At 70.2% G+C, this 26919-nt stretch carries 18 protein-coding genes and 3 rRNA genes; 16 read left to right on the top strand and 5 right to left on the bottom strand.

Translation table 11 applies throughout. The features are described from left to right. Window positions 1-44: 44 nt before the first annotated feature. From tyrS to BKA22_RS18255, 16 genes are all read left to right on the top strand, one after another. On the top strand, window positions 45-1307 hold the full coding sequence (tyrS, locus tag BKA22_RS18330) for a tyrosine--tRNA ligase (protein ID WP_146952388.1): 1263 nt from the start codon (window positions 45-47) through the stop codon (window positions 1305-1307). A gap of 731 nt (window positions 1308-2038) precedes the next feature. Further along, a 16S ribosomal RNA gene (locus tag BKA22_RS18325) occupies window positions 2039-3562 on the top strand. A 426-nt stretch (window positions 3563-3988) separates the two neighbouring features. Beyond that, window positions 3989-7100 (top strand): 23S ribosomal RNA (locus BKA22_RS18320). A gap of 74 nt (window positions 7101-7174) precedes the next feature. Beyond that, window positions 7175-7291 (top strand): 5S ribosomal RNA (gene rrf, locus BKA22_RS18315). Together the 16S, 23S and 5S rRNA genes form the textbook arrangement of a ribosomal RNA operon. Before the next feature lie 1842 nt (window positions 7292-9133). Next, window positions 9134-10009, top strand: a complete 876-nt coding sequence (locus BKA22_RS18310; RefSeq protein WP_223203708.1) for a tetratricopeptide repeat protein — start codon at window positions 9134-9136, stop codon at window positions 10007-10009. Then, window positions 10006-11049: an HAD-IIA family hydrolase gene (locus BKA22_RS18305; RefSeq protein ID WP_146954291.1), complete on the top strand. Its 1044-nt coding sequence runs from the start codon at window positions 10006-10008 to the stop codon at window positions 11047-11049. The genes BKA22_RS18310 and BKA22_RS18305 overlap by 4 nt, the downstream gene beginning before the upstream one ends. Window positions 11050-11158: 109 nt before the next feature. Then, window positions 11159-11425 (top strand): hypothetical protein, encoded by a 267-nt coding sequence (locus BKA22_RS18300; RefSeq protein WP_146954292.1) that lies wholly within the window; start codon window positions 11159-11161, stop codon window positions 11423-11425. A gap of 6 nt (window positions 11426-11431) precedes the next feature. Next, a complete protein-coding gene (locus BKA22_RS18295) occupies window positions 11432-12283 on the top strand; it encodes a TlyA family RNA methyltransferase (RefSeq protein ID WP_146954293.1) in 852 nt (283 codons plus the stop codon). Next, window positions 12280-13200: an NAD kinase gene (locus tag BKA22_RS18290; RefSeq protein ID WP_146954294.1), complete on the top strand. Its 921-nt coding sequence runs from the start codon at window positions 12280-12282 to the stop codon at window positions 13198-13200. Before BKA22_RS18295 ends, BKA22_RS18290 begins: the two co-directional genes overlap by 4 nt. After that, the gene (gene recN, locus BKA22_RS18285; RefSeq protein ID WP_146954295.1) at window positions 13197-14930 is read left to right on the top strand and encodes a DNA repair protein RecN; all 1734 of its coding nucleotides are present in this window, start codon (window positions 13197-13199) and stop codon (window positions 14928-14930) included. Before BKA22_RS18290 ends, recN begins: the two co-directional genes overlap by 4 nt. A gap of 6 nt (window positions 14931-14936) precedes the next feature. Next, complete coding sequence (steA, locus tag BKA22_RS18280) at window positions 14937-16124, top strand: putative cytokinetic ring protein SteA (protein WP_146954296.1); 1188 nt, start codon at window positions 14937-14939, stop codon at window positions 16122-16124. A 76-nt stretch (window positions 16125-16200) separates the two neighbouring features. Further along, entirely contained in the window at window positions 16201-17226 is a 1026-nt protein-coding gene (locus BKA22_RS18275) for a copper transporter (RefSeq protein ID WP_146954297.1), read from the top strand. Continuing rightward, window positions 17223-18110 (top strand): hypothetical protein, encoded by an 888-nt coding sequence (locus tag BKA22_RS18270; RefSeq protein ID WP_146954298.1) that lies wholly within the window; start codon window positions 17223-17225, stop codon window positions 18108-18110. The genes BKA22_RS18275 and BKA22_RS18270 overlap by 4 nt, the downstream gene beginning before the upstream one ends. Before the next feature lie 7 nt (window positions 18111-18117). Next, entirely contained in the window at window positions 18118-19821 is a 1704-nt protein-coding gene (gene murJ / locus BKA22_RS18265; RefSeq protein ID WP_146954299.1) for a murein biosynthesis integral membrane protein MurJ, read from the top strand. 11 nt (window positions 19822-19832) lie between these two features. Next, on the top strand, window positions 19833-21503 hold the full coding sequence (gene pyrG / locus BKA22_RS18260; protein ID WP_146954300.1) for a CTP synthase: 1671 nt from the start codon (window positions 19833-19835) through the stop codon (window positions 21501-21503). Next, window positions 21493-22119, top strand: a complete 627-nt coding sequence (locus BKA22_RS18255; RefSeq protein WP_146954301.1) for an NUDIX domain-containing protein — start codon at window positions 21493-21495, stop codon at window positions 22117-22119. The genes pyrG and BKA22_RS18255 overlap by 11 nt, the downstream gene beginning before the upstream one ends. A 141-nt stretch (window positions 22120-22260) precedes the next feature. Here the strand turns inward: BKA22_RS18255 and BKA22_RS18250 are convergent, their stop codons facing one another. The 5 genes from BKA22_RS18250 to BKA22_RS18230 form a co-directional block, all read right to left on the bottom strand. Then, entirely contained in the window at window positions 22261-23067 is an 807-nt protein-coding gene (locus tag BKA22_RS18250) for an ABC transporter permease (RefSeq protein ID WP_146954302.1), read from the bottom strand. Continuing rightward, the gene (locus BKA22_RS18245) at window positions 23064-24089 is read right to left on the bottom strand and encodes an ATP-binding cassette domain-containing protein (protein ID WP_146954303.1); all 1026 of its coding nucleotides are present in this window, start codon (window positions 24087-24089) and stop codon (window positions 23064-23066) included. The genes BKA22_RS18250 and BKA22_RS18245 overlap by 4 nt, the downstream gene beginning before the upstream one ends. Before the next feature lie 21 nt (window positions 24090-24110). Beyond that, window positions 24111-25064: a COX15/CtaA family protein gene (locus tag BKA22_RS18240; RefSeq protein WP_146954304.1), complete on the bottom strand. Its 954-nt coding sequence runs from the start codon at window positions 25062-25064 to the stop codon at window positions 24111-24113. A 78-nt stretch (window positions 25065-25142) separates the two neighbouring features. Next, window positions 25143-25931, bottom strand: a complete 789-nt coding sequence (locus BKA22_RS18235; RefSeq protein WP_146954305.1) for an ABC transporter permease — start codon at window positions 25929-25931, stop codon at window positions 25143-25145. Next, a complete protein-coding gene (locus BKA22_RS18230) occupies window positions 25928-26848 on the bottom strand; it encodes an ABC transporter ATP-binding protein (protein ID WP_146954306.1) in 921 nt (306 codons plus the stop codon). Before BKA22_RS18230 ends, BKA22_RS18235 begins: the two co-directional genes overlap by 4 nt. Window positions 26849-26919: the final 71 nt, after the last annotated feature.

The raw sequence follows: 26919 nt of genomic DNA, 5'->3' as shown, positions 1-26919 counted from the left end.
CGGCCGCCGCTGCGGCCCGACGACACCACCCTGGAGATCTCCCTGTGAACCACATCCTCGACGAGCTGGCCTGGCGCGGTCTGATCGCGCAGTCGACCGAGCTCGACGCGTTGCGCACCGCGCTCGACGCAGGTCCGGTCGGTCTGTACTGCGGCTTCGACCCGACCGCGCCGAGCCTGCACATCGGCAACCTCGTGCAGATCCTCACCGTGCGTCGCTTCCAGGACGCCGGGCACCGGGCCTTCGGTCTGGTGGGCGGCGCGACGGGCCTGATCGGCGACCCGAAGATGACCGGTGAGCGCACGCTCAACGAGCCGGAGGTCGTCCGGGGCTGGGTGGACCGGATCCACGCGCAGATCGCACCGCTCCTGCGCTTCGACGGCCCGAACCCGGCCACGATGGTGAACAACCTTGACTGGACGGCGTCGCTGTCCGCGATCGACTTCCTGCGGGACGTGGGTCAGCACTACCGCCTGGGCACGATGCTGGCCAAGGACACCGTGGCGCGTCGGCTCAACAGCGACCAGGGCATCAGCTTCACGGAGTTCAGCTACCAGATCCTGCAGGGCATGGACTTCCTGGAGCTGCACCGCAGGTACGGCGTGAGCCTGCAGACGGGCGGCAACGACCAGTGGGGCAACCTGCTCTCCGGTGTCGAGCTGATCCGGAAGGTCGAGGGCACCACGGCGCACGCGGTCACGACCCCGCTCATCACGAAGGCCGACGGCACCAAGTTCGGCAAGACGGAGACGGGCACGGTCTGGCTGGACCCGCAGATGACGAGCCCTTACGCCTTCTACCAGTTCTGGCTCAACGCCGAGGACGCCGATGTGGTCCGCTACCTGAAGGTCTTCACCTTCCGCACCCAGGAGCAGATCGAGGAGCTCGCCGAGGCCGTGCGCGAGCGACCCGCTGCGCGCGAGGCCCAGCGGGTGCTCGCGCACGACATCACGTCGTTGGTCCACGGCGTCGATGCGGCCGACAAGGTGGTGGCGGCGAGCCGCGCGCTGTTCGGCCGCGGCTCGTTGAGCGAGCTGGACCCCTCGACGCTCGCCGCAGCCGTCGCGGAGCTGCCCCGCGCAGCGGGGGCCCCGGGGGACCTCATCTCCGACCTGCTCGCCGCGACGGGTGTCGTCCGCAGCAAGGCGGAGGCACGGCGGGCGATCGGTGAGGGCGGCGCGTCGGTCAACAACGAGCGGGTCGCCGGCGAGGACGCGGTGCTCGGCGCCGACGACCTGCTGCACGGTCGCTGGGCGGTGCTCCGCCGCGGCAAGCGCACGCTGGCCGTGGTCGACTCCGAGGCCTGATCGGCCTCGCCTGCCGGGTGCCCGTGCCTCCGTCGCCGGGCACCCGGCAGGGCCCATGGGTGGTCCGTCCGGTGCGCGGCACGGGCTCGGGACGGCCGGCGACAGGAGTCACCCGGCCGCGATTTGCGCCCGCCGCAACACCCGCGTAATGTTCTCGGAGTTCGCCCGGCAGGGAGGAACAGACACCGCGGGCCTCGCCCGGGTGACTGGTCCCGGCAGGCGGACCAACCCCGAATGCTTGGTACGAGGCGCTCTTCGCGTCTCGCCAACAGGCGCGGGTCGGGCCCCTGGAGGTCGACCGATCGCGGAAATGCGATCAGCCGAAAGATAGGATATGGTTCGGAACCGCTCGAGATTCGCTCCGGTGAATCGCAGAGCAGGGATCAACGAAAGCGATTGTCTCGCAGAAACGCGAATTGACAAGAAGCCGAGAAGATCTGCTAAGATTGAGAACGACAAAGCCTCCGGGCCGGCCGCAAGGCCTCAGCGGATGCGCGTCTGTTCCTTGAGAACTCAACAGTGTGCCAAGTAGTCGATGCCAAGATGGTTCATCGTGCTTGATCGTCTTGCCGGTTTCGGTGGGGTGTGAGGGTGTGGTGAGTCTTGGTTGAGATTGGGCTCTTTCCTACCTCCGTGGGAGAGGGTCTTTTTGAAGCCGAATCTGATTGGTCTTCGGACCGTTTCGTGTGTCGGTTGCTTCACCGCTTCGGTGGTGGGGTGCCATGTAGACATTTACGGAGAGTTTGATTCTGGCTCAGGACGAACGCTGGCGGCGTGCTTAACACATGCAAGTCGAACGGTGATGATCAAGCTTGCTTGGTCTGATCAGTGGCGAACGGGTGAGTAACACGTGAGTAACCTGCCCTTCACTCTGGGATAAGCCTTGGAAACGAGGTCTAATACCGGATATGAGACGTACAGGCATCTGTTGCGTCTGGAAAGATTTATCGGTGAAGGATGGGCTCGCGGCCTATCAGCTTGTTGGTGGGGTGATGGCCTACCAAGGCGACGACGGGTAGCCGGCCTGAGAGGGCGACCGGCCACACTGGGACTGAGACACGGCCCAGACTCCTACGGGAGGCAGCAGTGGGGAATATTGCACAATGGGCGCAAGCCTGATGCAGCGACGCCGCGTGAGGGATGACGGCCTTCGGGTTGTAAACCTCTTTCAGCAGGGAAGAAGCGCAAGTGACGGTACCTGCAGAAGAAGCGCCGGCTAACTACGTGCCAGCAGCCGCGGTAATACGTAGGGCGCAAGCGTTGTCCGGAATTATTGGGCGTAAAGAGCTCGTAGGCGGTTTGTCGCGTCTGCTGTGAAAACCTAAGGCTCAACCTTGGGCTTGCAGTGGGTACGGGCAGACTAGAGTGCGGTAGGGGTGACTGGAATTCCTGGTGTAGCGGTGGAATGCGCAGATATCAGGAGGAACACCGATGGCGAAGGCAGGTCACTGGGCCGCAACTGACGCTGAGGAGCGAAAGCATGGGGAGCGAACAGGATTAGATACCCTGGTAGTCCATGCCGTAAACGTTGGGCACTAGGTGTGGGGCTCATTCCACGAGTTCCGTGCCGCAGCAAACGCATTAAGTGCCCCGCCTGGGGAGTACGGCCGCAAGGCTAAAACTCAAAGAAATTGACGGGGGCCCGCACAAGCGGCGGAGCATGCGGATTAATTCGATGCAACGCGAAGAACCTTACCAAGGCTTGACATACACCGGAAAAGTGCAGAGATGTGCTCCCCGCAAGGTCGGTGTACAGGTGGTGCATGGTTGTCGTCAGCTCGTGTCGTGAGATGTTGGGTTAAGTCCCGCAACGAGCGCAACCCTCGTCCTATGTTGCCAGCGGGTCATGCCGGGGACTCATAGGAGACTGCCGGGGTCAACTCGGAGGAAGGTGGGGATGACGTCAAATCATCATGCCCCTTATGTCTTGGGCTTCACGCATGCTACAATGGCCGGTACAAAGGGCTGCGATACCGCAAGGTGGAGCGAATCCCAAAAAGCCGGTCTCAGTTCGGATTGGGGTCTGCAACTCGACCCCATGAAGTCGGAGTCGCTAGTAATCGCAGATCAGCAACGCTGCGGTGAATACGTTCCCGGGCCTTGTACACACCGCCCGTCAAGTCACGAAAGTCGGTAACACCCGAAGCCGGTGGCCCAACTCGTAAGAGAGGGAGCCGTCGAAGGTGGGACTGGCGATTGGGACTAAGTCGTAACAAGGTAGCCGTACCGGAAGGTGCGGCTGGATCACCTCCTTTCTAAGGAGCATCTGGCAGCTGTAGTCCCTGTCATGGGGGGTGCGAGTTGTCCAGGCCCACGCCCTGGCCGAACGAGCTGGGGGTGGTGCTCAAGGGTGGAACATCGACTACGGCCGGCTTGTCTGTCGGCAGCTCCTAGTACGTCGCGCTTCGGTGCGGGTGGGAACGGATGTCTGCTGGTGGGTGGGTCGGCCTGGCACGCTGTTGGGTCCTGAGGGAACAGCCTTTGTGGTTGTTGTCTCGGGGCTGAGCGCCGGGTGTCGCCCTGAGGGGTGGTGTTCTGGTGTTCGGGCCTGCGGGCCCGCCTGGTCCGGATGAACCGTCTTGTGCCCTGTGGGGTGGAAGGTAGGCGCCGGGGAGGGTGGGAGCCGGTCGTAGCTTGAGAACTGCACAGTGGACGCGAGCATCTTTTTGAATGATCTTTGTGGTCAAGTTTATAAGGGCACAGGGTGGATGCCTTGGCACCAGGAGCCGAAGAAGGACGTTGTAGCCTGCGATAAGCCTCGGGGAGTTGGCAAACGAACCGTGATCCGAGGATGTCCGAATGGGGAAACCCCGCACGAGTCATGTCGTGTGACCCTCACCTGAATATATAGGGTGAGTGGAGGGAACGCCGGGAAGTGAAACATCTCAGTACCGGCAGGAAGAGATATTCCGTGAGTAGTGGCGAGCGAAAGCGGATCAGGCCAAACCGTGTACGTGTTCAAGCCGGCAGGCGTTGCGTACGCGGGGTTGTGGGACCTTTCAGCTGATTCTGCCGATTCAGCAGGGAGTCAGAAAGTCGCGTCATAGTCGAAGGGCATTGAAAGGCCCGGCACAGAGGGTGGTACCCCCGTAGACGAAATGGCGTGGCCTCCCGAAGGGGATCCCAAGTAGCTCCGGGCCCGAGAAACCCGGAGTGAATCTGCACAGACCACTGTGTAAGCCTAAATACTACCTGGTGACCGATAGCGGACAAGTACCGTGAGGGAAAGGTGAAAAGTACCCCGGGAGGGGAGTGAAATAGTACCTGAAACCGTGTGCCTACAATCCGTTGGAGCCTCCCTAGCAGGGGTGACAGCGTGCCTTTTGAAGAATGAGCCTGCGAGTTAGTGGTACGTGGCAAGGTTAACCCGTGTGGGGAAGCCGTAGCGAAAGCGAGTCCGAATAGGGCGTCTCAGTCGCGTGCTCTAGACCCGAAGCGGAGTGATCTAGCCATGGGCAGGGTGAAGCGCGGGTAAGACCGCGTGGAGGCCCGAACCCACCAGGGTTGAAAACCTGGGGGATGACCTGTGGTTAGGGGTGAAAGGCCAATCAAACTCCGTGATAGCTGGTTCTCCCCGAAATGCATTTAGGTGCAGCGTCACGTGTTTCTTGCCGGAGGTAGAGCTACTGGATAGCCGATGGGCCCCACCAGGTTACTGACGTTAGCCAAACTCCGAATGCCGGTAAGTGAGAGCGTGGCAGTGAGACTGCGGGGGATAAGCTCCGTAGTCGAGAGGGAAACAGCCCAGACCACCAGCTAAGGCCCCTAAGCGTGTGCTAAGTGGGAAAGGATGTGGAGTTGCACAGACAACCAGGAGGTTGGCTTAGAAGCAGCCACCCTTGAAAGAGTGCGTAATAGCTCACTGGTCAAGTGATTCCGCGCCGACAATGTAGCGGGGCTCAAGCACACCGCCGAAGCTGTGGCATTCACATATTAGACAAGCCTTCGTGGTTCAGTCGTGTGGATGGGTAGGGGAGCGTCGTGTGGCGGGTGAAGTCGCGGGGTAACCCAGCGGTGGACGCCACACGAGTGAGAATGCAGGCATGAGTAGCGAAAGACGGGTGAGAAACCCGTCCGCCGAATGACCAAGGGTTCCAGGGCCAGGCTAATCCGCCCTGGGTAAGTCGGGACCTAAGGCGAGGCCGACAGGCGTAGTCGATGGACAACGGGTTGATATTCCCGTACCGGCGAAGAACCGCCCATACCGAGCCCGGTGATGCTAACCGTCCGATGGTGTGCACCGTCCCTTCGGGGACACCGCACTCCGGAGCACGGGACCCGAACCGGTAGTAGGTAAGCGTATTAACAGGGGTGACGCAGGAAGGTAGCCCAGCGTGGCGATGGTAGTCCACGTCCAAGGTCGTAGGGTGAGAGGTAGGCAAATCCGCCTCTCGTGAAGCCTGAGAACCGACGGTGACCGTGTATGCGGGATGATTGGGTGATCCTATGCTGCCAAGAAAAGCCTCGACGCGAGGTTCTAGCCGCCCGTACCCCAAACCGACTCAGGTGGTCAGGTAGAGAATACCAAGGCGATCGAGAGAATCGTGGTTAAGGAACTCGGCAAAATGCCCCCGTAACTTCGGGAGAAGGGGGGCCTGAAGCGTGAACCGGCTAGCCCGGGGAAGCGTGAAGGGCCGCAGAGACCAGGGAGAAGCGACTGTTTACTAAAAACACAGGTCCGTGCGAAGTCGCAAGACGATGTATACGGACTGACGCCTGCCCGGTGCTGGAAGGTTAAGAGGACGGGTCAGCCGCAAGGCGAAGCTCAGAATTTAAGCCCCAGTAAACGGCGGTGGTAACTATAACCATCCTAAGGTAGCGAAATTCCTTGTCGGGTAAGTTCCGACCTGCACGAATGGCGTAACGACTTCTCCGCTGTCTCAACCGCGAACTCGGCGAAATTGCACTACGAGTAAAGATGCTCGTTACGCGCAGCAGGACGGAAAGACCCCGGGACCTTTACTATAGCTTGGTATTGGTGTTCGGTGCGGCTTGTGTAGGATAGGTGGGAGACTGTGAAGCCGGCACGCCAGTGTCGGTGGAGTCAACGTTGAAATACCACTCTGGTCGCTCTGGACATCTAACCTCGGTCCGTAATCCGGATCAGGGACAGTGCCTGGTGGGTAGTTTAACTGGGGCGGTTGCCTCCTAAAATGTAACGGAGGCGCTCAAAGGTTCCCTCAGCCTGGTTGGCAATCAGGTGGCGAGTGCAAGTGCACAAGGGAGCTTGACTGTGAGACTGACAGGTCGAGCAGGGACGAAAGTCGGAACTAGTGATCCGGCGGTGGCTTGTGGAAGCGCCGTCGCTCAACGGATAAAAGGTACCCCGGGGATAACAGGCTGATCTTGCCCAAGAGTCCATATCGACGGCATGGTTTGGCACCTCGATGTCGGCTCGTCGCATCCTGGGGCTGGAGTAGGTCCCAAGGGTTGGGCTGTTCGCCCATTAAAGCGGTACGCGAGCTGGGTTTAGAACGTCGTGAGACAGTTCGGTCCCTATCCGCTGCGCGCGCAGGAAACTTGAGAAGGGCTGTCCCTAGTACGAGAGGACCGGGACGGACGAACCTCTGGTGTGCCAGTTGTTCCGCCAGGAGCACGGCTGGTTAGCTACGTTCGGAAGGGATAACCGCTGAAAGCATCTAAGCGGGAAGCCTGCTTCAAGATGAGGTTTCCATGCCCCCTTGAGGGGTGAGAGGCTCCCAGCTAGACCACTGGGTAGATAGGCCGGATGTGGAAGAAGGGACGAAAGACCTTCGCAGCTGACCGGTACTAATAAGCCGACAACTTCACCACTTCATTCATTGCTACGCGTCCACTGTGCGGTTCCCGAGAGACGAACGGGAACCCGTTTGACAACTCGACAACGTTACGGCGGTCATAGCGAAGGGGAAACGCCCGGTCCCATTCCGAACCCGGAAGCTAAGCCCTTCAGCGCCGATGGTACTGCACTCGCCAGGGTGTGGGAGAGTAGGACGCCGCCGGACACCATTCACGAAGAGCCATCCCTGAAAAGGGGTGGCTCTTCGTGTTTCCCCAGAACCGCCCAGCCCTGTGAGGATCGTCCTCGTGGTGAATGCGGGCCTGTCACCAGCAGAGCCGCGGCTCAGCGCACACGGCCGAACGTTCCGGGCTGTCGCGGGGTATCCCCGGGTGGCCAGTCGGACGCGGCTGGATGTGCGCGCGGTGGGGTGCCTGCGGTTCGACGACGCGGTGACGACCTGTGTGGGGCGTCACCCGCGCGGGTCGGGGCCGGGGGTGGGACCGCGGCGCGCGGAATGAGACCATGGAACGCGGACGTCCCGCGATGAGGAGACCCACAGATGAACAGCGAGTACCGCGGGCGCAGGCCTGACGACGAGCGTGACGGCAGGACCCGACGTGACAGCGAAGGCGCCGCCCCCCGGGGCGGTTCCGGCCCGCGGGGAGCAGGCGATCGAGGGCGCTCGACGCCTCCGTCTCGCGAGGGGCGTCCTGACGCGACACGTTCGTACGGTGGGGGGACCCGCGGCGGTTCCGGCGAAGCTCGTCCCTCGCGGGACGGCGGGTACCGGGGCCCGAGCTCGTCGGGGAGGCCGCAGGGCGGTTCCTCCGGGTGGCAGAGTGGCGGTGGCTCCGGGGCTGCGCGGCGGGGAGCGCCCGGCGGCGACCGGCCGTCGTCGGGCGCGCGGGGCGGCTCGTGGGGCGCTCCGGCGGGGCAGGAGCGAGACGTTCGTCGCGAGCGTCCGGGTACGGCGGACCGACGAGCCGGAAGCGGATGGGGCGAGCCGGACAGGCCGCGCGCCGGCCGGCGCGACGACGCGCCGGCACGTCGTCGACCGATCGCAGGGGAGGCACGCGGACCGTGGGCGCGTGAGGACCGCGGTGGTCGCGGTGGTTCCGACCAGCGTGAGCCGTGGACCGGCCCTCGTTCGGGCGGTCCGCGGGGGACGGGGACGTCCCAGGCGCGCGACGCGTCCCGCGGGGCATGGGGCGGCTCGGACCGCAGCGGGACGGAGCGTCCCTCGGGAGCCGGGGCACGCTCTGCGGGCTACGGGGCGGGACGCGGGTCCGTTCCTGCGTCGCGCGGTGACGAGCGACGTTCGCCCGGGGGGTTCTCCGACCGTTCTGGTCCCGATCGCTCGGATCGTTCGCGCCCCGATCGTTCGGAGCGCACCGGTCGTTCAGGTCCGGGAACCGATCGTCCGTATGGTGCTGGCCGTCCGGAGCGGTCGAGCCGTCCGGACGAGCGCGGCGGCGCGAGTGCTCGCGGCTGGTCCGAGCGGCCCTCCGGCGCGCGCGGAGCTGGTCCGCGTCGGGGTGAGGACACCTCTGGCGCTCCTCGTCGCACGGGACCCGGCGAGTACGGGCGGTCCGGCGACGCGAACGGCGCCCGTTCGGGAGGCGCCGGTCGCGCGGGCCGTCCGGACGCACGCGGCGGCGACGCGGGTGGGAGCCGTGGCGGCTCCCGCGGTGGATTCGAGCCCGGCGGGCGACCGGCCTACGGGACGGACGATCGCGCCCGCGGAGCACGCCCTGCCGGTGACCGCCCTGCTCGTCCTGCAAGCGGACGCGACGGTGACGTTCGGACGCCGTCTCGCGGTCGTGACCAGGGATCGGGACGACCGGCGGCCGCGTGGCAGGCGCGGGAGGCGCGCGACGGCACATCCGCGTGGACGCGCCCGGACCGTCCTGATCGTGGCGTCGCGGGTCCGGCCCGCGGTGACGATCGGTCGCGTCGGACGCCGGACCGGTCCGCGTCCTTCGGTTCGGGACCTGCTGCCCGTGGGCCCAGGCCGCTTCGCGGTTCCGGCGAGGAGCGATCCACCCGCGCGCCGCAAGACCAGCGGGTGCAGGGGCCGGAGATCCCCGAGGACGTCGTGTTCGGTGAGCTCTCGCGGGATGTCCGGGGCAGGCTGCGGACGCTCAGCAAGGAGAACGCCGACCGCGTCGGCCGTCACCTGGTCATGGTGGGGCGTCTGCTCGACGAGGACCCGGAGCTGGCGTACGAGCACGCGCAGGCTGCCGTGAGCCGTGGAGGGCGTGTCGACGTCGTACGTGAGGCAGCCGGTCTGGCGGCCTATCGCACGGGACGGTACGCCGAGGCGCTGCGCGAGCTGCGCACGGTCCGGCGGCTCAACGGTTCGTCGGAGCACCTGCCCGTCATGGCGGACTGCGAGCGGGGTCTGGGACGTCCCGAACGTGCGCTCGCCCTCGCGCAGGAGCCGGAGGCTGCGTCGCTCGATCCGGACGCGCAGGTCGAGCTCGCGATGGTCGTCAGCGGAGCGCGGCTGGACCTCGGGCAGTCCGAGGCTGCCGTGGCGACGCTGGCGACCCCTGTCGTGCGTGCCGCGACCGGCGTGCAGCAGATCCGCGTGGCGCAGGCCCGCGCGGTCGCGCTCGAGGCCGCGGGCCGCGGTGACGAGGCGCAGGCCGAGCTCGCGCCGTACTCGGCGAGCCAGCTCGCCGAGGCCGCCGGTGACGTCGAGGAGGAGGACGAGGTCGTCGTGTTCGACCTGGCAGACGAGGCGGAGGACACCGACGAGCCGGACGGTTCCGTCGAGGTCGAGGTCGAGGCCGACGGGGACGTGGAGCAGGCCGGCCACGTCGACGAGGTCCACGCGCCCGACGCCGACGCCGAGCCGGAGGTGGACGAGTCCGACGTCGAGGCCGCGCCGACGGCGCCCGAGGCCGAGGCCGACGAGGTGGAGGGGGACGAGCGATGACCGCAGCGGGGTTGATCGGGTCCGACGTCCCGCTCGCTGCGCGCTACGACCTGGCGCTCGTCGACCTCGACGGTGTCGCGTACCGGGGGCACGAGCCGATCGACGGCGCGTCCACCGGGCTCGGGGGTGCGCGAGCGCTCGGCATGCGGCTGGTGTTCGTCACCAACAACGCCTCGCGCGAGCCGGAGTCGGTGGCGAGCCAGCTGTCGGGGCTGGGTATCCCGACCGAGCCCGAGGAGGTCATGACGGCTGCCCAGGCAGCCGCACGTCTCCTGGCCGACCGGCTCGCCCCCGGCTCCTCCGTCCTGGTGGTCGGAGGAGCCGGGCTGGTGACTGCCGTGCGGGCCGCGGGCTTCGTGGTGGTCACGTCCGCCGATGACGCGCCGGACGCGGTCGTCCAGGGGTTCGCCCCCGAGGTGGGCTGGGCGCAGCTGGCCGAGGCCGCCTACGCGGTCGAGCGCGGCGCCTGGTACGTGGCCTCGAACCTGGACCTGAGCCTGCCGACCGCCCGGGGGATGGCACCCGGGAACGGCTCGCTCGTGGGGGCGGTGCGGGCGGCGACCGGTGTCACGCCCGACAGCGCGGGGAAGCCCTCGCCGGCGATGTACCACATGGCCGTCGAGAGGGCCGGCGCGCGCGAGGTCCTGGTGGTCGGGGACCGGCTCGACACCGACCTCGCAGGGGCACGCGCGGGCGGGTTCGCCGGTCTGCACGTGCTGACGGGCGTCAGCTCGGCGCGGGACGACGTGCTCGCACAGCCCGGTGAGCGCCCGCACTACATCGGTGCCGACCTGCGCAGCCTGCTCGAGCCGCACCCCGAACCGGTGCCCGCGGCGCACGGGTGGTGGACCTGCCGGTCCGGTTCCGCGCGCGTGGTCGACGGTGCCCTGCAGCTCGACGGACCGCGCGACAGCGCGTCGCAGCTCCTGGACGTGGTGCGCGTCGCGTGCGCGGCCGCGTGGGACGCGGTCGACCGCGGCGAACGGGTCGACGGTTCGAGCGTTCCCGAGCTGGTCGTCCCGGCGGCGATCGGCGGCTGACGAGGCCGGCTCGACGGGGACAGCGCAGGGGCGCCCTCCGCAGTCCGGCGCCGGGAGATCCGCACGAGCGCTCCGGCCCACCCGCCTGTGGGCATCCGCAGGCGGGTGGGTGGCAGCAGGTAGCGTGGTCGTGGCACGGACCGGGCGTCGGCCGTGGCGCATCGGGAAGGTCGGTGGCGAGGTGGAGCAGGTCGACGAGAGCGCCCTGTCGCGGTCGGGGGGAGACCCCTCGGCTGACGGGACCGGCGACGCGGCGGTCGACCAGGCGCTGGCGACGCTGGGAGGCCTCGACGAGCTGCCGCTGCGGGAGCACGTCGCGGCGTTCGACGCAGTGCACGGGTCCCTGCAGGACCGGCTCGCCGACGCGGAGGGCTGACCCGTCGTGAGCGCACGGGTGGACAGTGAGCTCGTGCGTCGCGGGCTGGCACGATCGCGCGGCCACGCGGCGGACCTGATCTCCTCCGGGCGGGTCAGCGTCGACGGATCGGTCGTGGGGCGTGCCTCGGCCCAGGTCGGCCCGCTGGACGCGCTGGCCGTCGCGGAGGACGTCGACGATCCCGGCTACGCGTCCCGCGCGGGCCACAAGCTCGCAGGCGCCCTCGACGAGCTCGGGGCCCGGGGCCCTCAGGTCCGCGGGCGCGTCTGCCTCGACGCCGGGGCAAGCACGGGCGGGTTCACCGACGTGCTCCTGCGGCGTGGGGCACAGCACGTGGTCGCGGTCGACGTCGGGCACGACCAGCTCGTCCCCCGGTTGCGAGAGGATCCGCGAGTCGAGGTGCGTGACGGCGTCAACGTGCGGGCCCTGCGCGCGGGCGACGTGGAACCGCGGCCGGGGCTCGTGGTCGCCGACCTGTCGTTCATCTCGCTGACGCTCGTGCTGCCGGCCCTCGCCCAGGTCGCCTCGGCGAGCTCCGACCTGCTGGTCATGGTCAAGCCGCAGTTCGAGGTGGGGCGCGACCGGCTCGGCGCGACCGGTGTCGTGCGCGACGCGGGTCTGCGGGCCGGAGCGGTCACGGCCGTGGCCCGCTGTGCGGTCGAGCACGGCCTGAGGGTGCGCGACGTCGTGCGCAGCCCGCTGCCGGGCCCGAGCGGCAACGTGGAGTACTTCCTGTGGCTGTCGCGCTCCGGCGCGGGCGGCCCGGAGGTCGTCGACCCCGGCGGCCTCACGGACGACGATGAGGAGGGTGTGCCCGTGGCACGCATCGAAGCGGTCGTGCGGGGAGGGGCCGCATGACGCGTCGTGCCGTCGTGGTGACCCACAGCGGTCGGGAGGAGGCTGTCCAGGCGACGGCCGAGGCTGTCCGCGAGCTCGAGCGCGCCGGTGTGGAGCCGGTCCTCGCGCCCGAGGACGGCGACCCGGCCTCGCTCCCGCCGTTCGACCTGGCCGTCGTGCTCGGTGGTGACGGCACGGTGCTGCGCGCCGCCGAGCTCACGCGCGGGTCACGGGTGCCGCTGCTCGGCGTCAACCTCGGTCACGTCGGCTTCCTCGCGGAGGCCGAGCGGGACGATGTCGGCGAGGCGGTCCGCCGGTTGACGGCCGGGGACTTCGTCATCGAGGAGCGCGGCACGCTCGACCTGCGCGTGCAGGCCCCCGACGGTTCGGTCCGGACCGGGTGGGCCCTCAACGAGGCGGCGCTCGAGAAGGGCGAGCGATCGCGCATGCTCGAGGTCATCGTCGAGGTCGACGGGCGGCCGTTGTCGTCCTTCGGTTGCGACGGCGTGGTGATGGCGACCGCGACCGGTTCGACCGCGCACGCGTTCTCAGCCGGCGGGCCCGTCGTGTGGCCGGACGTGGACGGGATGATCCTCGTGCCCATCTCGGCGCACGCGCTGTTCGCCCGCCCCCTCGTGGTCGGCCCGCGCAGCGTCCTGGCCGTCGAGGTCATCGAACGTTCGCCCGCAGGGGGGGTCGTCACGTGCGACGGCCGACGTCGGCTCGACGTCCCGCCAGGCTCGCGTGTCGAGGTGCGGCGTAGCCCCGTGCCGGTGCGGTTCGCCCGTCTGACGCCGGCACCGTTCACGACACGGCTGGTGCACAAGTTCGGGCTGCCGGTCGAGGGCTGGCGCGGACACCCCCGGCATGGAGCCGATCGGGTGGTCCCGCGCGTGACCCCGGCCACGGGAACCACCGCGGAGGAGGAGTCGCCGTGATCGAGGAGATCCGGATCGAGAACCTCGGGGTGATCGGGCGGGCGCACGTGCCCCTCGGTCCCGGGCTGACGGTGCTCACGGGCGAGACGGGCGCCGGGAAGACCATGGTCCTCACAGCCCTGTCCCTGCTGCTCGGTGTCAAGGCCGACCCGGGAACCGTCAGGCTCGGGGCGCCTTCTGCCGTGGTCGAAGGCCGGGTGACCGGGGTCGCCGGCACCGCGGTCGCCGCACGGGCCGAGGAGGCCGGGGCTGCGCTCGACGACGACGGCAGCCTCGTGCTGCTGCGGACGGTGACCGCCTCCGGCCCCGACGCGCAGGGGCGATCGCGTGCGTTCGTCGGGGGGCGCTCCGTCCCGCAGACCGTGCTGGGCGAGCTGGCCGCCGAGCTCGTGACGGTGCACGGCCAGACGGACCAGGCACGGCTGCGCTCGCCGTCCCGTCAACGCGAGGCGCTGGACACGTTCGCCGGGGCGGAGCACCGCGCGGTGCTCGACCTGTACCGCTCGACGTGGGCCGAGCGCATCCGGGTGCAGGCCGAGCTGGAGGACCGCACGGCTCGTGCCCAGGAGCTCGCGCGTGAGGCCGAGCTGCTGCGCCTCGGGCTCGCCGAGGTCGAGCGGATCGACCCGCAGCCGCTCGAGGACGTCGAGCTGGCCGAGGAGGTCGAGCGGCTGGCCCACGCCGAGGACCTGCGCGCCGCCGCCTCGGGTGCGCACCTCGCGCTCTCGGGCGACGTCGACGCGGTCGAGGCCGAAGGAGCCGCGACGACCGCCGTGGAGCATGCGCGTCGCCTGCTCGAGCAGGTCGGCGAGCACGACCCGGCGCTCGCGTCGCTCGCCGGACGTGTGGCCGAAGCGGGCTACCTCCTCGCGGACGTCGCCACCGAGCTGTCCGGGTACCTCGAGGACCTGCAGGCCGACCCGGTCCGGCTCGACACCGCTCAGCGGCGGCGGGCCGAGCTGGCCACGCTCACCCGCAGCTACGGCGCGGACGTCGCGCAGGTGCTCGCCTGGGCGGACGAGGCGGGCCGTCGGCTCCTCGACCTCGACGGCGGGGACGAGCGGACCGGAGCCCTGCAGCTGCGTGTCGCCGAGCTCACCGAGCAGCTGACGGCCCTCGGCGGCCAGGTTCACGAGCGTCGCACACGCGCGGCGCAGCGGCTCGCGGAGATCGTCTCGGCCGAGCTCGCCGGGCTGGCCATGGCGGGTGCGTCGCTGCAGATCGACGTCGACGGGCTCGAGGAACCCGGGCCGCACGGGCTGGACCGCGTCGAGATGCTGCTCGTGGCCCACGCCGGTGCGCCTGCCCGGCCCCTCGGCAAGGGCGCCTCCGGAGGTGAGCTCTCGCGCGTGATGCTCGCACTCGAGGTCGCCCTCGCCTCCGAGCCCGGCTCGGCGACCCCGGGGACCTTCGTGTTCGACGAGGTCGACGCCGGTGTCGGTGGTCGGGCGGCCATCGAGGTCGGTCGACGACTGGCCGCGCTCGCACGTGGCACGCAGGTCCTCGTCGTGACGCACCTCGCGCAGGTGGCCGCCTTCGCGGACCAGCACCTCGTGGTGACGAAGTCCACCTCGGACGGCGTCGACGTGGTGACGGAGTCCGACGTGAGAACGGTCCGCGGGCCGGACCGGGTGCGCGAGCTGGCGCGCATGCTCTCGGGCCAGGAGGACTCGGAGGCGGCGCACGCGCACGCGGCCGAGCTTCTGGCCCTGTCCGACGTGGGACGATGAGGCCCGATGAGAGTCTCTCTGCGCAAGCGTGCCCCCGAACCTGACAGCACCGGACTGGTCGGTCCTGCGCGCGTCGACCCCCGGACGAAGGCGCTGACCAAGCGTCTTCGTCCCGGTGACGTCGCGGTCATCGACCACCTGGACCTCGATCGTGTCTCTGCCGAGGCGCTGCTGGCGTGCGCGCCGGCCGCCGTCCTGAACGCGGCACGTTCGACGTCCGGCCGGTACCCGAACCTCGGCCCTGACATCCTCGTCTCGGGTGGTGTGCCGCTCGTCGACGACCTCGGTCCGGACGTGATGACGGTGCCGGACGGTCACGTGCTGCGCGTGGTCGACGGCTGCGTGTACGACGGCGAGACGCTCGTCGCCGAGGGGGTCACCCAGACGCCCGAGACCGTGGCCACCTCGACCGAGGAGGCGCGCGCGGGCCTGTCCGTGCAGCTCGAGTCGTTCGCGGCCAACACGATGGACTACCTGCGGCGCGAGCGTGACCTGCTGCTCGACGGGATCGGGGTGCCCCCGATCAGCACGGTCATCGACGGTCGGCAGGTCCTCATCGTGGTGCGGGGCTACCACTACAAGGAGGACCTCGTCACGCTGCGGCCGTACATCCGTGAGTACCGCCCGGTGCTCATCGGTGTCGACGGCGGTGCCGACGCGATCCTCGAGGCCGGGTGGAAGCCCGACCTGATCGTCGGTGACATGGACTCCGTCTCCGACCGCGCGCTCATGTGCGGGGCCGAGGTCGTCGTGCACGCCTACCGTGACGGTCGGGCGCCGGGTCTGGCGCGGGTGGAGCAGCTGGGCGTGGCGCACGTGGTCTTCCCCGCGACGGGCACGAGCGAGGACGTCGCGATGCTGCTCGCCGACGACAAGGGCGCCGAGCTGATCGTCGCGGTCGGGACGCACGCCACGCTCGTCGAGTTCCTCGACAAGGGGCGCTCGGGCATGGCGAGCACGTTCCTCACCCGGCTGCGCATCGGCAGCAAGCTGGTCGACGCCAAGGGCGTCTCCCGTCTCTACCGGCACCGCATCTCGAACGTGCAGCTGACGCTGCTCGTCCTGGCGGGCCTGCTGGCGCTGGGTGTCGCGCTCGCCTCGACCGCGGCCGGCCAGACGCTCCTCGCCCTCATCGGGGCACGGATCGACGACTTCACCTCGTGGGTCAGCGGGCTGTTCGGCTGGCTGTCGTGACGCCCGCCGCACCGGCCCGTGCCGGCGACCTGAACCCGAACTGGACCGTCCCGGTCCGCGACCGAGAGCTCTCACTGTGATCGACTTCCGTTACCACATCGTCTCCCTCATCTCGGTGTTCCTGGCCCTCGCGGTCGGCATCGCCCTGGGGGCCGGTCCGCTCGAGCAGACCATCGGCGACACCCTGACCGGGCAGGTGGAGCAGCTGCGTGCTGAGAAGGACACGCTGCGCGCCGAGCTCGACATGAGCCAGCAGGACCTCGGCCAGGTGACGGCCTTCGTCGACGCCTCCGCACCCCAGCTGCTGGAGGGGGCGCTCGCAGACCGTCGGGTCGCCGTCATCGCCCTGGGCGAGGTCCCCGAGGACGAGCGGACCGCGATCGACGACCGGATCGTGCAGGCCGGTGCGAGCGTCAGCGCGCACGTCACGCTCAACGACGCGTGGTCCGACGAGGACCTGCGGGCGTTCCGCCTGGCGCTGAGCGCAAACCTCGTCTCGTACCTCGACCCTGCGCCGGAGGCCGACGCGGGGTTGGAGACGGACCTCGCGGCCGCCCTGGTGCAGGGGCTCACGCGTGCCGACACCGCGTCGCCGAACAGCCTGTCCTCCGACGCCGCCACCCTGCTGGAGTTCCTGAGCACGGGTGACACGCCGTTGGTGACGTTCGAGGACGACGTCGAGGCGCCCGCCGACGCGATCGTCGTCCTCGCCCCGCCGTCGGAGGAGGCCGCGGACGGCGAGGCGAGCCCGAGTGCCAGCCCCGTCGCCGCGGTGCTCACCGCCGACGCAGCCGTGCTCCAGGCGGCGGCGACCTACTCGGAGGGCGTGGTGCTGGCCGACGGCCCGCGCGGCACCGGCACGGTGATCGACGCGCTGCTGGCCGACGACGACCTGGCACAGGTCGTGACCACGGTCTCGGGTGCGCACACGGTGGTCGGCCAGGTCAGCGTGCCGCTGGCGCTCGCGGCCGCGATCGACGGCACGGTGGGTCACTACGGGTTCGGTGATGAGGAGGAGGTCCTCCCGCCGCAGGTCGTGCTCGACCCGGTCGACCGCACGCCGGACCTGCCGCTGGACAACGCCACGGAGAGTCAGGGGTGAGCGTCGGCTCGTGGCGTCGCGGTCTCGCGTTCCTCGCGGCCGGGACGACGACCGCCGTCGTGCGCGGTCTGCTCGACGGTCAGGCGCCGGGCGGCGCCGCCCGCTGGACGCGGACGAACCACCGAGGTGAGCCCGTCTCGATGCTCGAGGGCCCTGCGGTCGCGGCGGGGGTGCTCGCCGGGTCGCTCGTCGGTGCACCGTCCGTGCGCGGTGCGTGGGCCCTGGGCGTCGCGACGAGCTCGGCAGCGGTGTTCGGCGTCGTGGACGACCTGGCCGAGGACGTGAGCAGCCGCCGGAAGGGCCTGCGCGGTCACCTCGGCGCCCTCGCCCACGGCGAGCTCACCACCGGGGGCCTCAAGGTCCTCGGCATCGGCGCCGGGGCGCTGGTCGCCGCCGCGCTCGCGACACCGCGTCGGCGCGGTGGAGCGGTGGTCGGGCCGGGAGCCTGGACCGCCGACGTGCTCGCGTCCGGTGCCCTGATCGCCACGAGCGCCAACCTCGTCAACCTGCTCGACCTGAGGCCGGGACGTGCCCTCAAGGCGAGCGCGATGGTCGCGGCGCCCCTGGCGGTCGGCGGCGGCCAGGCCGGGTCGGGAGCCGGTGCGGCCTGCGCGGTGCTCGGGGCGGGAGCCGCGGCGCTCGACCAGGACCTCGACGAGGCCGACATGCTCGGTGACGGCGGAGCGAACGCACTCGGGGCCGCACTCGGTACGGCGGTGGTCCTCGCGGCACCGCGTGGCGTGCGCCTGACGCTGCTGGCCGGTGTGGTCGCCCTGACGGTGATCAGCGAGAAGGTCAGTTTCACCCGGGTGATCGAGCGCACCCCGGTGCTCCGCGACATCGACGCCTGGGGGCGTCGACCCGTCGAACCCGCAGGTCGGTGAGGCACCGGTGAGCCCGGCGCTCGTGCGGCGGGCCGGACAGGTGCTCGGTGGGCTGGCCGGTGCTGCGGCGATGATCGCGGGCGTCACGGTCGTCAGCCGACTGCTCGGCTTCGCCCGGTGGGGCGTGCAGGCGCACGCGCTGGGTTCCGGGGCGATCGGTGGGGCGTACAACGCGGCCAACACCCTGCCCAACGTGCTGTTCGAGGTCGCGGCCGGTGGGGCGCTCGCGGGAGCGATCGTGCCGGTGCTCGTCGGGCCGATCGCCGCCAGGGACCGACGGACCGTCGATGCGACCGCCTCGGCCACGCTCGGGTGGACGTTGCTCGTGCTGGTCCCGCTGGGTCTGCTGCTGGCTGCGGTCTCGGGTCTGGTCGGACCTCTGCTGCTGCGGGACCCGGACCCGAGCCAGGTCGCTCTCGTGCAGTTCTTCGTCCTGGTCTTCGCGGTGCAGGTGCCGATCTACGGGACGACCGTGCTGCTGTACGGGGTGCTGCAGGCGCACCGCAAGTTCTTCTGGCCGGCCTTCGCACCGATCCTGTCCTCGGTGGTCGTCATCGTCGCCTACCTCGTGTACGGGAGCCTCGCGCACGGCGAGCAGGACGACTCGGGCGCCCTGGAGCCCGGTGCCCTGAGCTGGTTGGCCTGGGGTACGACCGCGGGTGTCGCGGCGATGTGCTTCCCGATGCTGGTCCCGGTGCGGCGGCTGGGGGTGCGGCTGCGGCCGACGCTCCGGTTCCCCGACGGCGTCGGCAGGCGGGTGCGGTCCCTCGCGTTCGCCGGTGTCGGTGCGGTGCTCGCCCAGCAGCTCTCGGTTCTCGTGACGATGAAGGTCGCGTTCGCGCGCGGTGACGAGGGCACGTATTCCGTGTTCCTGTGGACCCAGGCGGTCTACCTGCTCCCGTACGCGGTGCTGGTCGTGCCCCTGGCGACCGCGACCTTCCCGCGCATGGCGTCACGGGCCTCCGAGGGAGACAGGGCCGGCTTCGCTCATCTCGCCTCGCGGACGACGCGCGCGGTGCTGGCTGCCGCGGCGATCGGTGCCGCGGCGTTGGCCGCCGCCGCGCCGGCGGTCGCCGACCTCTTCCTCAAGCTCAACCAGGGGCGGTCCCCGGAGCTCGTCGCGGCGATGGCACCGACCCTGAGCTGGATGCTGCCCGGCCTGCTCGGCTTCGCGGTCGTCTTCCACGGCTCGCGGTCGTTGTACGCCCTCGAAAGGGGGCGCCTGGCGGTCGCCTCGACCGCCGTCGGGTGGGTCGGCGCCGCGCTCGCGGCCATCGCGCTCGGCGCATGGCTGGTGCCGAGCGCACCGGACGCACCGAGCACCCTGGTCCTCCTCGGCGGGGCGAGCTCGATCGGGATGTTGCTCGGTGGGGTGGCGACGCTCGTGGCGTTGCGCCGCGCCGCAGGTCCGCGCTCGCTCGACGGCCTGCTGCGCACGGTGTTCGTGCTGGTGGCCGCGGGGGTGCTCGGCGCCGCCATCGGTCGGTGGGTGACCGACTCGGTGCTCTCGCTCAGCGGGCACGGCTGGGCGTCCGCGATCGGCGCGGGCGCCGGCGGCGGTGTGCTCGCGGCGCTCGTGGTGGCGGCGGCACTCCTGGCGTTGGACGGCGGCACGGTGCGCGACCTGGTGCGGGTCGACCAGCGACCGGCCCAGCCGACGTGGCGTGACTCACCCGTGCGGCGTGACGACCGCTCGTCCGACCTCGGGTAGGGTGGAAGTCCGTGACAGAGCGCGCGCATCGATCCTCCGGGCGGTCGGACATCTCGACCCGGCACATCTTCGTCACCGGGGGGGTGGCGTCCTCTCTCGGTAAGGGATTGACCGCCAGCAGCCTCGGTCGACTCCTTCGCTCCCGTGGCCTGCGGGTCACGATGCAGAAGCTGGACCCGTACCTCAACGTGGATCCCGGCACCATGAACCCGTTCCAGCACGGTGAGGTCTTCGTCACCGAGGACGGCGCCGAGACGGACCTCGACGTCGGCCACTACGAGCGGTTCCTCGACGTGGACCTGGTCGGCTCGGCCAACGTGACCACCGGTCAGGTCTACTCCCAGGTGATCGCCAAGGAGCGTCGCGGGGAGTACCTCGGCGACACCGTCCAGGTGATCCCGCACATCACCGACGAGATCAAGTCGCGCATGCGCTCGCAGGCCGGCGAAGACGTCGACGTGATCATCACCGAGATCGGCGGGACCGTCGGCGACATCGAGTCGCAGCCGTTCCTCGAGGCCGCACGCCAGGTGCGCCACGACCTCGGCCGCGACAACGTGTTCTTCCTGCACGTGTCCCTCGTGCCGTACATCGGACCGTCGGGCGAGCTGAAGACCAAGCCGACCCAGCACTCGGTGGCCGCGCTGCGCAGCATCGGCATCCAGCCCGACGCCATCGTGCTGCGGGCCGACCGGGACGTGCCGCAGGGCATCAAGGCGAAGATCGCGCTCATGTGCGACGTCGACGTCGAGGGCGTGGTGACGGCCAAGGACGCGCCGAGCATCTACGACATCCCGCGCGTCCTGCACGCCGAGGGCCTGGACGCCTACGTGGTGCAGCGGCTGGGTCTGCCGTTCCGTGACGTGGACTGGAGCGGGTGGAACGAGCTGCTGCAGCGTGTGCACCAGCCCGCCCACCGCGTCGAGGTCGCGTTGGTCGGCAAGTACATCGACCTGCCCGACGCCTACCTGTCCGTCACCGAGGCGCTGCGCGCCGGCGGGTTCCACCACGATGCGAAGGTCGTCATCCGCTGGGTCACCTCGGACGACTGCCAGACGCCCGAGGGGGCGCAGAGCGCGCTCGAGGGTGTCGACGCGGTGCTCGTGCCCGGCGGGTTCGGCGTGCGTGGCATCGAGGGCAAGCTCGGTGCGCTGCGGTGGTCGCGCGAGAACAAGGTGCCCACGCTCGGCATCTGCCTGGGCCTGCAGTGCATGGTCATCGAGTACGCCCGCACGGTCCTGGGGCTCGACGGCGCCTCGTCGTCCGAGTTCGACGACGACCCGGCGCACCCGGTCATCGCGACCATGGAGGAGCAGCTCGCGATCGTCGGCGGTGCCGGGGACCTGGGCGGCACGATGCGCCTCGGTGCGTACGACGCGGTCCTGACGGAGGGTTCCATCACGGCCGAGGCGTACGGGGCGACGCGGGTCTCCGAGCGGCACCGTCACCGGTACGAGGTGAACAACGCCTACCGCGACAAGCTCGAGCAGGCCGGGCTGGTCATCTCCGGCGTGTCACCGGATCGTTCCCTCGTGGAGTTCGTCGAGCTGCCGCGTGACGTGCACCCGTACTACGTCTCGACGCAGGCGCACCCCGAGTTCAAGTCCCGTCCGACCCGGTCGCACCCGCTGTTCGCCGGTCTGATCGGCGCGGCGCTCGCCCAGCGGACCGATGACGAGTGAGCCGGGCGTGAGCGACGACTGGCTGGTCGACCGTCTCGCGCCGCGCCCGGTGGTCGAGGGTGACCTCATCCACCGCGGCAAGGTGTGGGACCTGCGCGGCGAGGTCGTCGACCTGGGGGAGTCCCAGGTGCTGCGCGAGTTCGTCGACCACCCCGGCGCGGTGGCCGTGATCGCGCTCGACGAGCAGGACCGGGTGCTGCTCCTGCAGCAGTACCGGCACCCGGTGCGGCACGACCTGTGGGAGCCGCCGGCGGGACTGCTGGACGTCGAGGGTGAGGAGCTCGTGCTCGCCGCGGCGCGGGAGCTGGCCGAGGAGGCGGACCTGCGTGCCGCGTCCTGGTGGCGGCTCGTGGAGGTCTTCACGACGCCGGGCGGCTCCAACGAGCGCATCGTGGTGTTCCTCGCCCGTGACCTGAGCGCGGTGCCGGATCACGAGCTGTTCGAGCGCACCGACGAGGAGGCGCTCATGGTGCCCGTGTGGGTGCCGCTCGACGACGCGGTCGACGCGGTCCTGGCCGGTCGGCTGCACAGCCCGACGACCGTCACGGGTGTGCTCGCCGCGGCTGCTGCCCGGGCCCGCGGGTGGTCGACGCTCGAGCGGGTCGCTCTGGGCTGACGCGCCGGCGGTGCGCCTCGAGGGGCGGGTGTGGACTCACGTCCTCCCCGCCCCTCGTGTGCTCCGGCTCGGTCCTGCGCGGCGCCCTGCACGTGCTCGGTGATGGGCCGGAGCGGGCCCGGCGATGAGTGGACGCCGTGCTCAACGGCTCGTCGAGACCCGGTACTGGGCGTTGGCCAGCGGGACGAAGACCAGCAGGAAGGCCGCCGACCAGAGCAGGGTGTAGAGCTCGGCGTGCTGCAGCGGCCAGGCGGTGGGCTCCGGCACGCCGGGCGGGATGTTGCCGAACAGCTCCCGTGCCGACTGCGTGGCGGCCGACACCGGGTTCCACTCGGCGAACGTCTGCAGGGGCGCTGGCAGGGTCTCGAGCGGCACGAACGTGTTGGCGACGAACGTGAGCGGGAAGATCACGATGAACGAGGCGTTGTTCACGACCTCCGGGCTCGGCACGAGCATGCCGACCCACGCCATGATCCAGGACACGGCATAGGCGAAGACGAGCAGCAGCGCGTAGCCCGCGACCGCCTCGGGCACCGAGGAGTGGATGCGCCAGCCGACGAGCAGCCCGGTGAGGGACATCACGAGCAGCACGATCACGTTGTTGACGACGTCGGAGATCGTGCGGCCGGTGAGGACCGCGGACGGGGCCATCGGCAGGGACCTGAAGCGGTCGATGATGCCCTTCTTGACGTCCTCGGCCAGCCCGGCGCCGGTGATCGTGGCCCCGAAGATGACGGTCTGCGCGAAGATCCCCGCCATGAGGAACTCGCGATAGGCGTCGCCACCGCCCTGCTGGTCGATCGCGCCGCCGAAGACGTAGGAGAACAGCAGGACGAACATGATCGGCGAGAGCGTGGTGAACACCAGCAGGTCGGGGACCCGCTTGATCTTGATGATGTTGCGCTTGGCGACGACCGTGGCGTCGCTGAGCACGTGGGGCAGGCTCATGACCGACCTCCGTCCGTGGTGCCGGCGTGCCGGCGGCCCCCGGAGGCCGTGCTGGCGGTGGCTGCATCGGCCTCCTGCTCCTCCTGGGTGGTGCGCCCGGTGAGGGAGAGGAAGACGTCGTCGAGGGTGGGGCGCCGCAACCCGATGTCGTCGAGACCGATCCCGGTCCCGTCGAGCAGCCGGAGGGCGTCGGCCAGGCTCGTGGGGCCGTGCGAGACCGGCATGAGCAACGATCGGCGGCCGGGGTCGATGGTCGCGGCCTCCGCGCCGATCGGCGCGAGGAGCTGCTCGACCTCGGAGAGGCGGGTGGCGTCGGCGAGCGTGAGCTCGAGGCGCTCGCCGCCGACCTGCCGTTTGAGCTCGTCGGAAGTTCCCTGGGCGATGATCCGGCCGTGGTCGATGACGACGATCTCGTCCGCGAGCAGGTCGGCCTCCTCAAGGTACTGCGTCGTGAGCAGCAACGTGGTGCCGCCGGCGACGAGCTGTTGGATGACGTCCCACATGTCGGTGCGCCCGCGCGGGTCGAGGCCTGTGGTCGGCTCGTCGAGGAAGAGCACCGGAGGGTCGGCCACGAGGGCGCCTGCCAGGTCGAGGCGACGACGCATGCCGCCGGAGTAGGTGCGTGCCGGCCGGTCCGCGGCGTCCTCGAGGCGGAACTCCGACAGCAGCCGACGGGCCCGCGCGCGGGAGCTTGCCGCGCCCAGGTGGTAGAGCCGGCCGATCATGTCGAGGTTCTCGAAGCCGGTGAGGTACTCGTCGACGGCCGCGTACTGGCCGGACAGGCCGATGCGCCGACGCACGTCGGCGGGGTGGGTGCGCACGTCGGCCCCGGCAACCGTCGCCTCGCCGGCGTCGGGCTTGAGCAACGTGGTGAGGATGCGGACGATGGTCGTCTTGCCCGCACCGTTGGGTCCCAGCAGGCCGAGCACCGAGCCCTGCCGAACCGTCAGATCGACTCCGTCGAGCGCGATGACGCCGCCGTAGTGCTTGACGAGGCCACGCGCGATGATCGCGTCAGACATGCGGGCGACGCTACCTGTGACCTACGACACACACCTCTCGGCGGCGGGAGTCCGCTCCCGCAGGGTGAGCAGGAACCAGGTGCCGACGGCCATCAGCCCGGCGGCTGCGACCATGTGCAGGTTGACCAGGGCGATCGGCAGACCCGTGAAGAACTGCACGTAGCCGACGACCGCCTGCGCCAGCGTCACCGCGAGCAGGACGAAGGCGGCGCGTCGCGCCCGGCGGGGGCCGGTCCGCAGGCTCACCAGGAGCGCGGCCAGCACGAGCACGAACGCCCACACCGACAGCGCGTGCACCTTGGCGACCAGGTACGGGTCGAGGGCGAACCGGTAGCCCACCTCGTTGTCGCCCGAGTGCGGACCCGCGCCGGTCGTCACGATGCCGAGCGCGACGACCGCGACACCGAGAACCGCGAGGAGCTGCCCGAGTCGGACCACGCGCTCCGGCACGAGGGGCCGCGCGGGGCCGTCGAGCTCGCCCCAGCGCACCACGAGCACCGTCGAGACGGCGACCAGACCCATCGAGATGAACATGTGCGAACCGACCACGGCGGGATGCAGGTCGACGAGCACGGTGATGCCGCCGAGCACGGCCTGCACGAGCACGCCGAGCAGCGGGACGAGCCCGAGCACCCGGAAGGACCTGCTGCGGGTCCGCTCCCGCCAGACGAGCACGGCCACCGCCAGGGCGACGACGGTCAGCACGCCCGTCAGCGTCCGGTTCCCGAACTCGATGAACGGGTGGATCGTGGCCGCGTCGTGCAGCCGGGGCGTGAACTCGCCGGGCTCGCACTGCGGCCAGGTGGAGCACCCCAGGCCCGAGCCGGTCAGCCGGACCGCACCGCCCGTGCCGATGATGAGGATCTGGGCGGCGAGGTTCGCCACGAGGGCCGCGTGCGTCCAGCGGGCGAGCCCGCCGGGTGCGACGGTCGGCGCAGGCGTGCTGGTCGTCGGGCTGGGCGGTGCGGCGCTCACCCGGCCAGCCTACGGCGCGCGGCGTCGGCGCATGCTGACGGCGCGAGGGGTCGGTGTGCCGGTGGCCGGTGCGAGCCGTCAGTGCCAGCGGAACAGCCGGCCGGCACCCCAGCCGAGGGCGGCCGTCCAGCCGAGCAGCACGACCACGGACCAGGCGGGCAGCGTGCCGTGCAGGAGCGACTCGCGCAGCGCCTCGCCGAGTGCCCCGGACGGAAGGAGCAGGGCGAGGTGCGCCATCGGGCCGGGCAGCTGGTCGGCGGGCAGCACGACGCCACCGGCGACGGCGAGCAGCAGCCAGACGAGGTTGGCGACCGCGAGCACCGCCTCGGCGCGCAGCGTGCCGGCCAGCAGCAGGGCGAGCGCGGTGAATGCGGCCGTGCCGAGCACGACGGACACGACGGCCGGCACGGTGCCGGCCGGGTCCGGCTGCCAGCCGAGCCACAGGGCCGTGAGGGTGATGACGGTGACCTGGACGACCTCGACGAGCAGCACGCCGAGGACCTTGCCGGCCAGCAGCCCGCCGCGTCCGAGGGGTGTGGTCGCCAGCAGCCGCAGCACGCCGTTGCGGCGGTCGAACGAGGTGGCGATCGCCTGGGAGGTGAAGGCCGAGCTCATGACGGCCAGCGCGAGCACGCCGGGGGTGAGGAAGTCGATGCGGGACGCGCCGCCGGTGTCCAGCTCGACGAAGGTCGCCCGCGTCAGACCGACGAGCGCGACGACGGGGATCACGATCGCGAGCAGGAGCTGTTCCCCGTTGCGCAGGATGGCACGGGTCTCGAACAGGGTCTGGGCGAGCACCCGGCGCCGACCCGGGGCGGCACCGGCGTGCGCTGGCGTCGGGGTGGTCGGTGGGGTCGTCGCGCTCATCGCAGGTTCCGTCCCGTCAGGTCGAGGAACACGTCCTCGAGCGTGCGCCGGCCCACGGTCAGCCGGGTGAGCAGGACGTCCCGGGTCGCTGCCTCGGCGGCGAGCCGCGCCACGACGTCGGGGTCGACGGCCCCGGTGACCGTGTAGCTGCCGGGCGCCGGTTCGGTGACGACGAGCTCGTCGCCCAGGGCGGTGCGCACGTGCTCGGCGAGGCCGGTGGCGGCCTCGAAGCGCAGCGTGCGGTCCGAGCTGTCCTGCACGAGCTCGCGCACGGTCCCCTCGGCGATGACCTCACCGTGGTCGACCACGAGCACGCGGTCGGCGAGGTCCTCGGCCTCGTCCATGAGGTGGGTGGTCAGCACGACGGCCACGCCGTCGTCGCGCAGCTCGCGGACCAGCTCCCAGACGGCGTGCCGGGACTGCGGGTCCATGCCGGCGCTCGGCTCGTCGAGGAAGACCAGCTCGGGTCGGCCGACCAGGGCGGCGGCGAGCGCGAGCCGCTGGCGCTGCCCGCCGGAGAGACGGCGCACGCTCGTGCGGGCGAACGCAGCCAGGCCGAGCCGTTCGTCGAGCTCGTCCAGGGAGCGAGGGTCGGCGTACATCCGGGAGAGGTGCTCGAGCAGCGCGCGGGGGCGCACCGCGGTCGGCAGGCCGCCGTCCTGGAGCATCACGCCGACCCGGGGGCGCAGGAGCCGGGCGTCGGCCACGGGGTCGAGTCCCAGGACGCGGACGGTGCCCTCGTCCGGGGTGCGCAGGCCTTCGCAGCACTCGATCGTCGTGGTCTTGCCGGCCCCGTTCGGGCCGAGCACCGCGGTGACCTGCCCGCGGTGGGCCACGAGGTCGAGGCCGTTGACGACGGCCCGGCCGTCGTACCGCTTGACGAGACCGCTGATCTCGACGGCAGGGGAGTCGTGCACGCAGGGAGTCTAGGTCCCGCGGACCGCGCGTCAGGTGCGGCTCGGCCGTGGGGTGGTGACGACCGCCACGT

Source organism: Cellulomonas soli (assembly GCF_013409305.1).
Taxonomy (GTDB): domain Bacteria; phylum Actinomycetota; class Actinomycetes; order Actinomycetales; family Cellulomonadaceae; genus Cellulomonas; species Cellulomonas soli.
The sequence above is the reverse complement of the archived record's forward strand: the minus strand, read 5'-3'. Positions and strand labels throughout refer to the sequence as shown.

Bases quoted from the DNA above. Each gene is read 5' to 3' on its own strand.
- BKA22_RS18305 (WP_146954291.1), top strand. From the start codon at position 10,006: ATGACCGCAGCGGGGTTGATCGGGTCCGACGTCCCGCTCGCTGCGCGC.
- BKA22_RS18290 (WP_146954294.1), top strand. From the start codon at position 12,280: ATGACGCGTCGTGCCGTCGTGGTGACCCACAGCGGTCGGGAGGAGGCT.
- steA (WP_146954296.1), top strand. From the start codon at position 14,937: ATGAGAGTCTCTCTGCGCAAGCGTGCCCCCGAACCTGACAGCACCGGA.
- BKA22_RS18255 (WP_146954301.1), top strand. From the start codon at position 21,493: ATGACGAGTGAGCCGGGCGTGAGCGACGACTGGCTGGTCGACCGTCTC.
- BKA22_RS18250 (WP_146954302.1), bottom strand. From the start codon at position 23,067: ATGAGCCTGCCCCACGTGCTCAGCGACGCCACGGTCGTCGCCAAGCGC.
- BKA22_RS18245 (WP_146954303.1), bottom strand. From the start codon at position 24,089: ATGTCTGACGCGATCATCGCGCGTGGCCTCGTCAAGCACTACGGCGGC.
- BKA22_RS18235 (WP_146954305.1), bottom strand. From the start codon at position 25,931: ATGAGCGCGACGACCCCACCGACCACCCCGACGCCAGCGCACGCCGGT.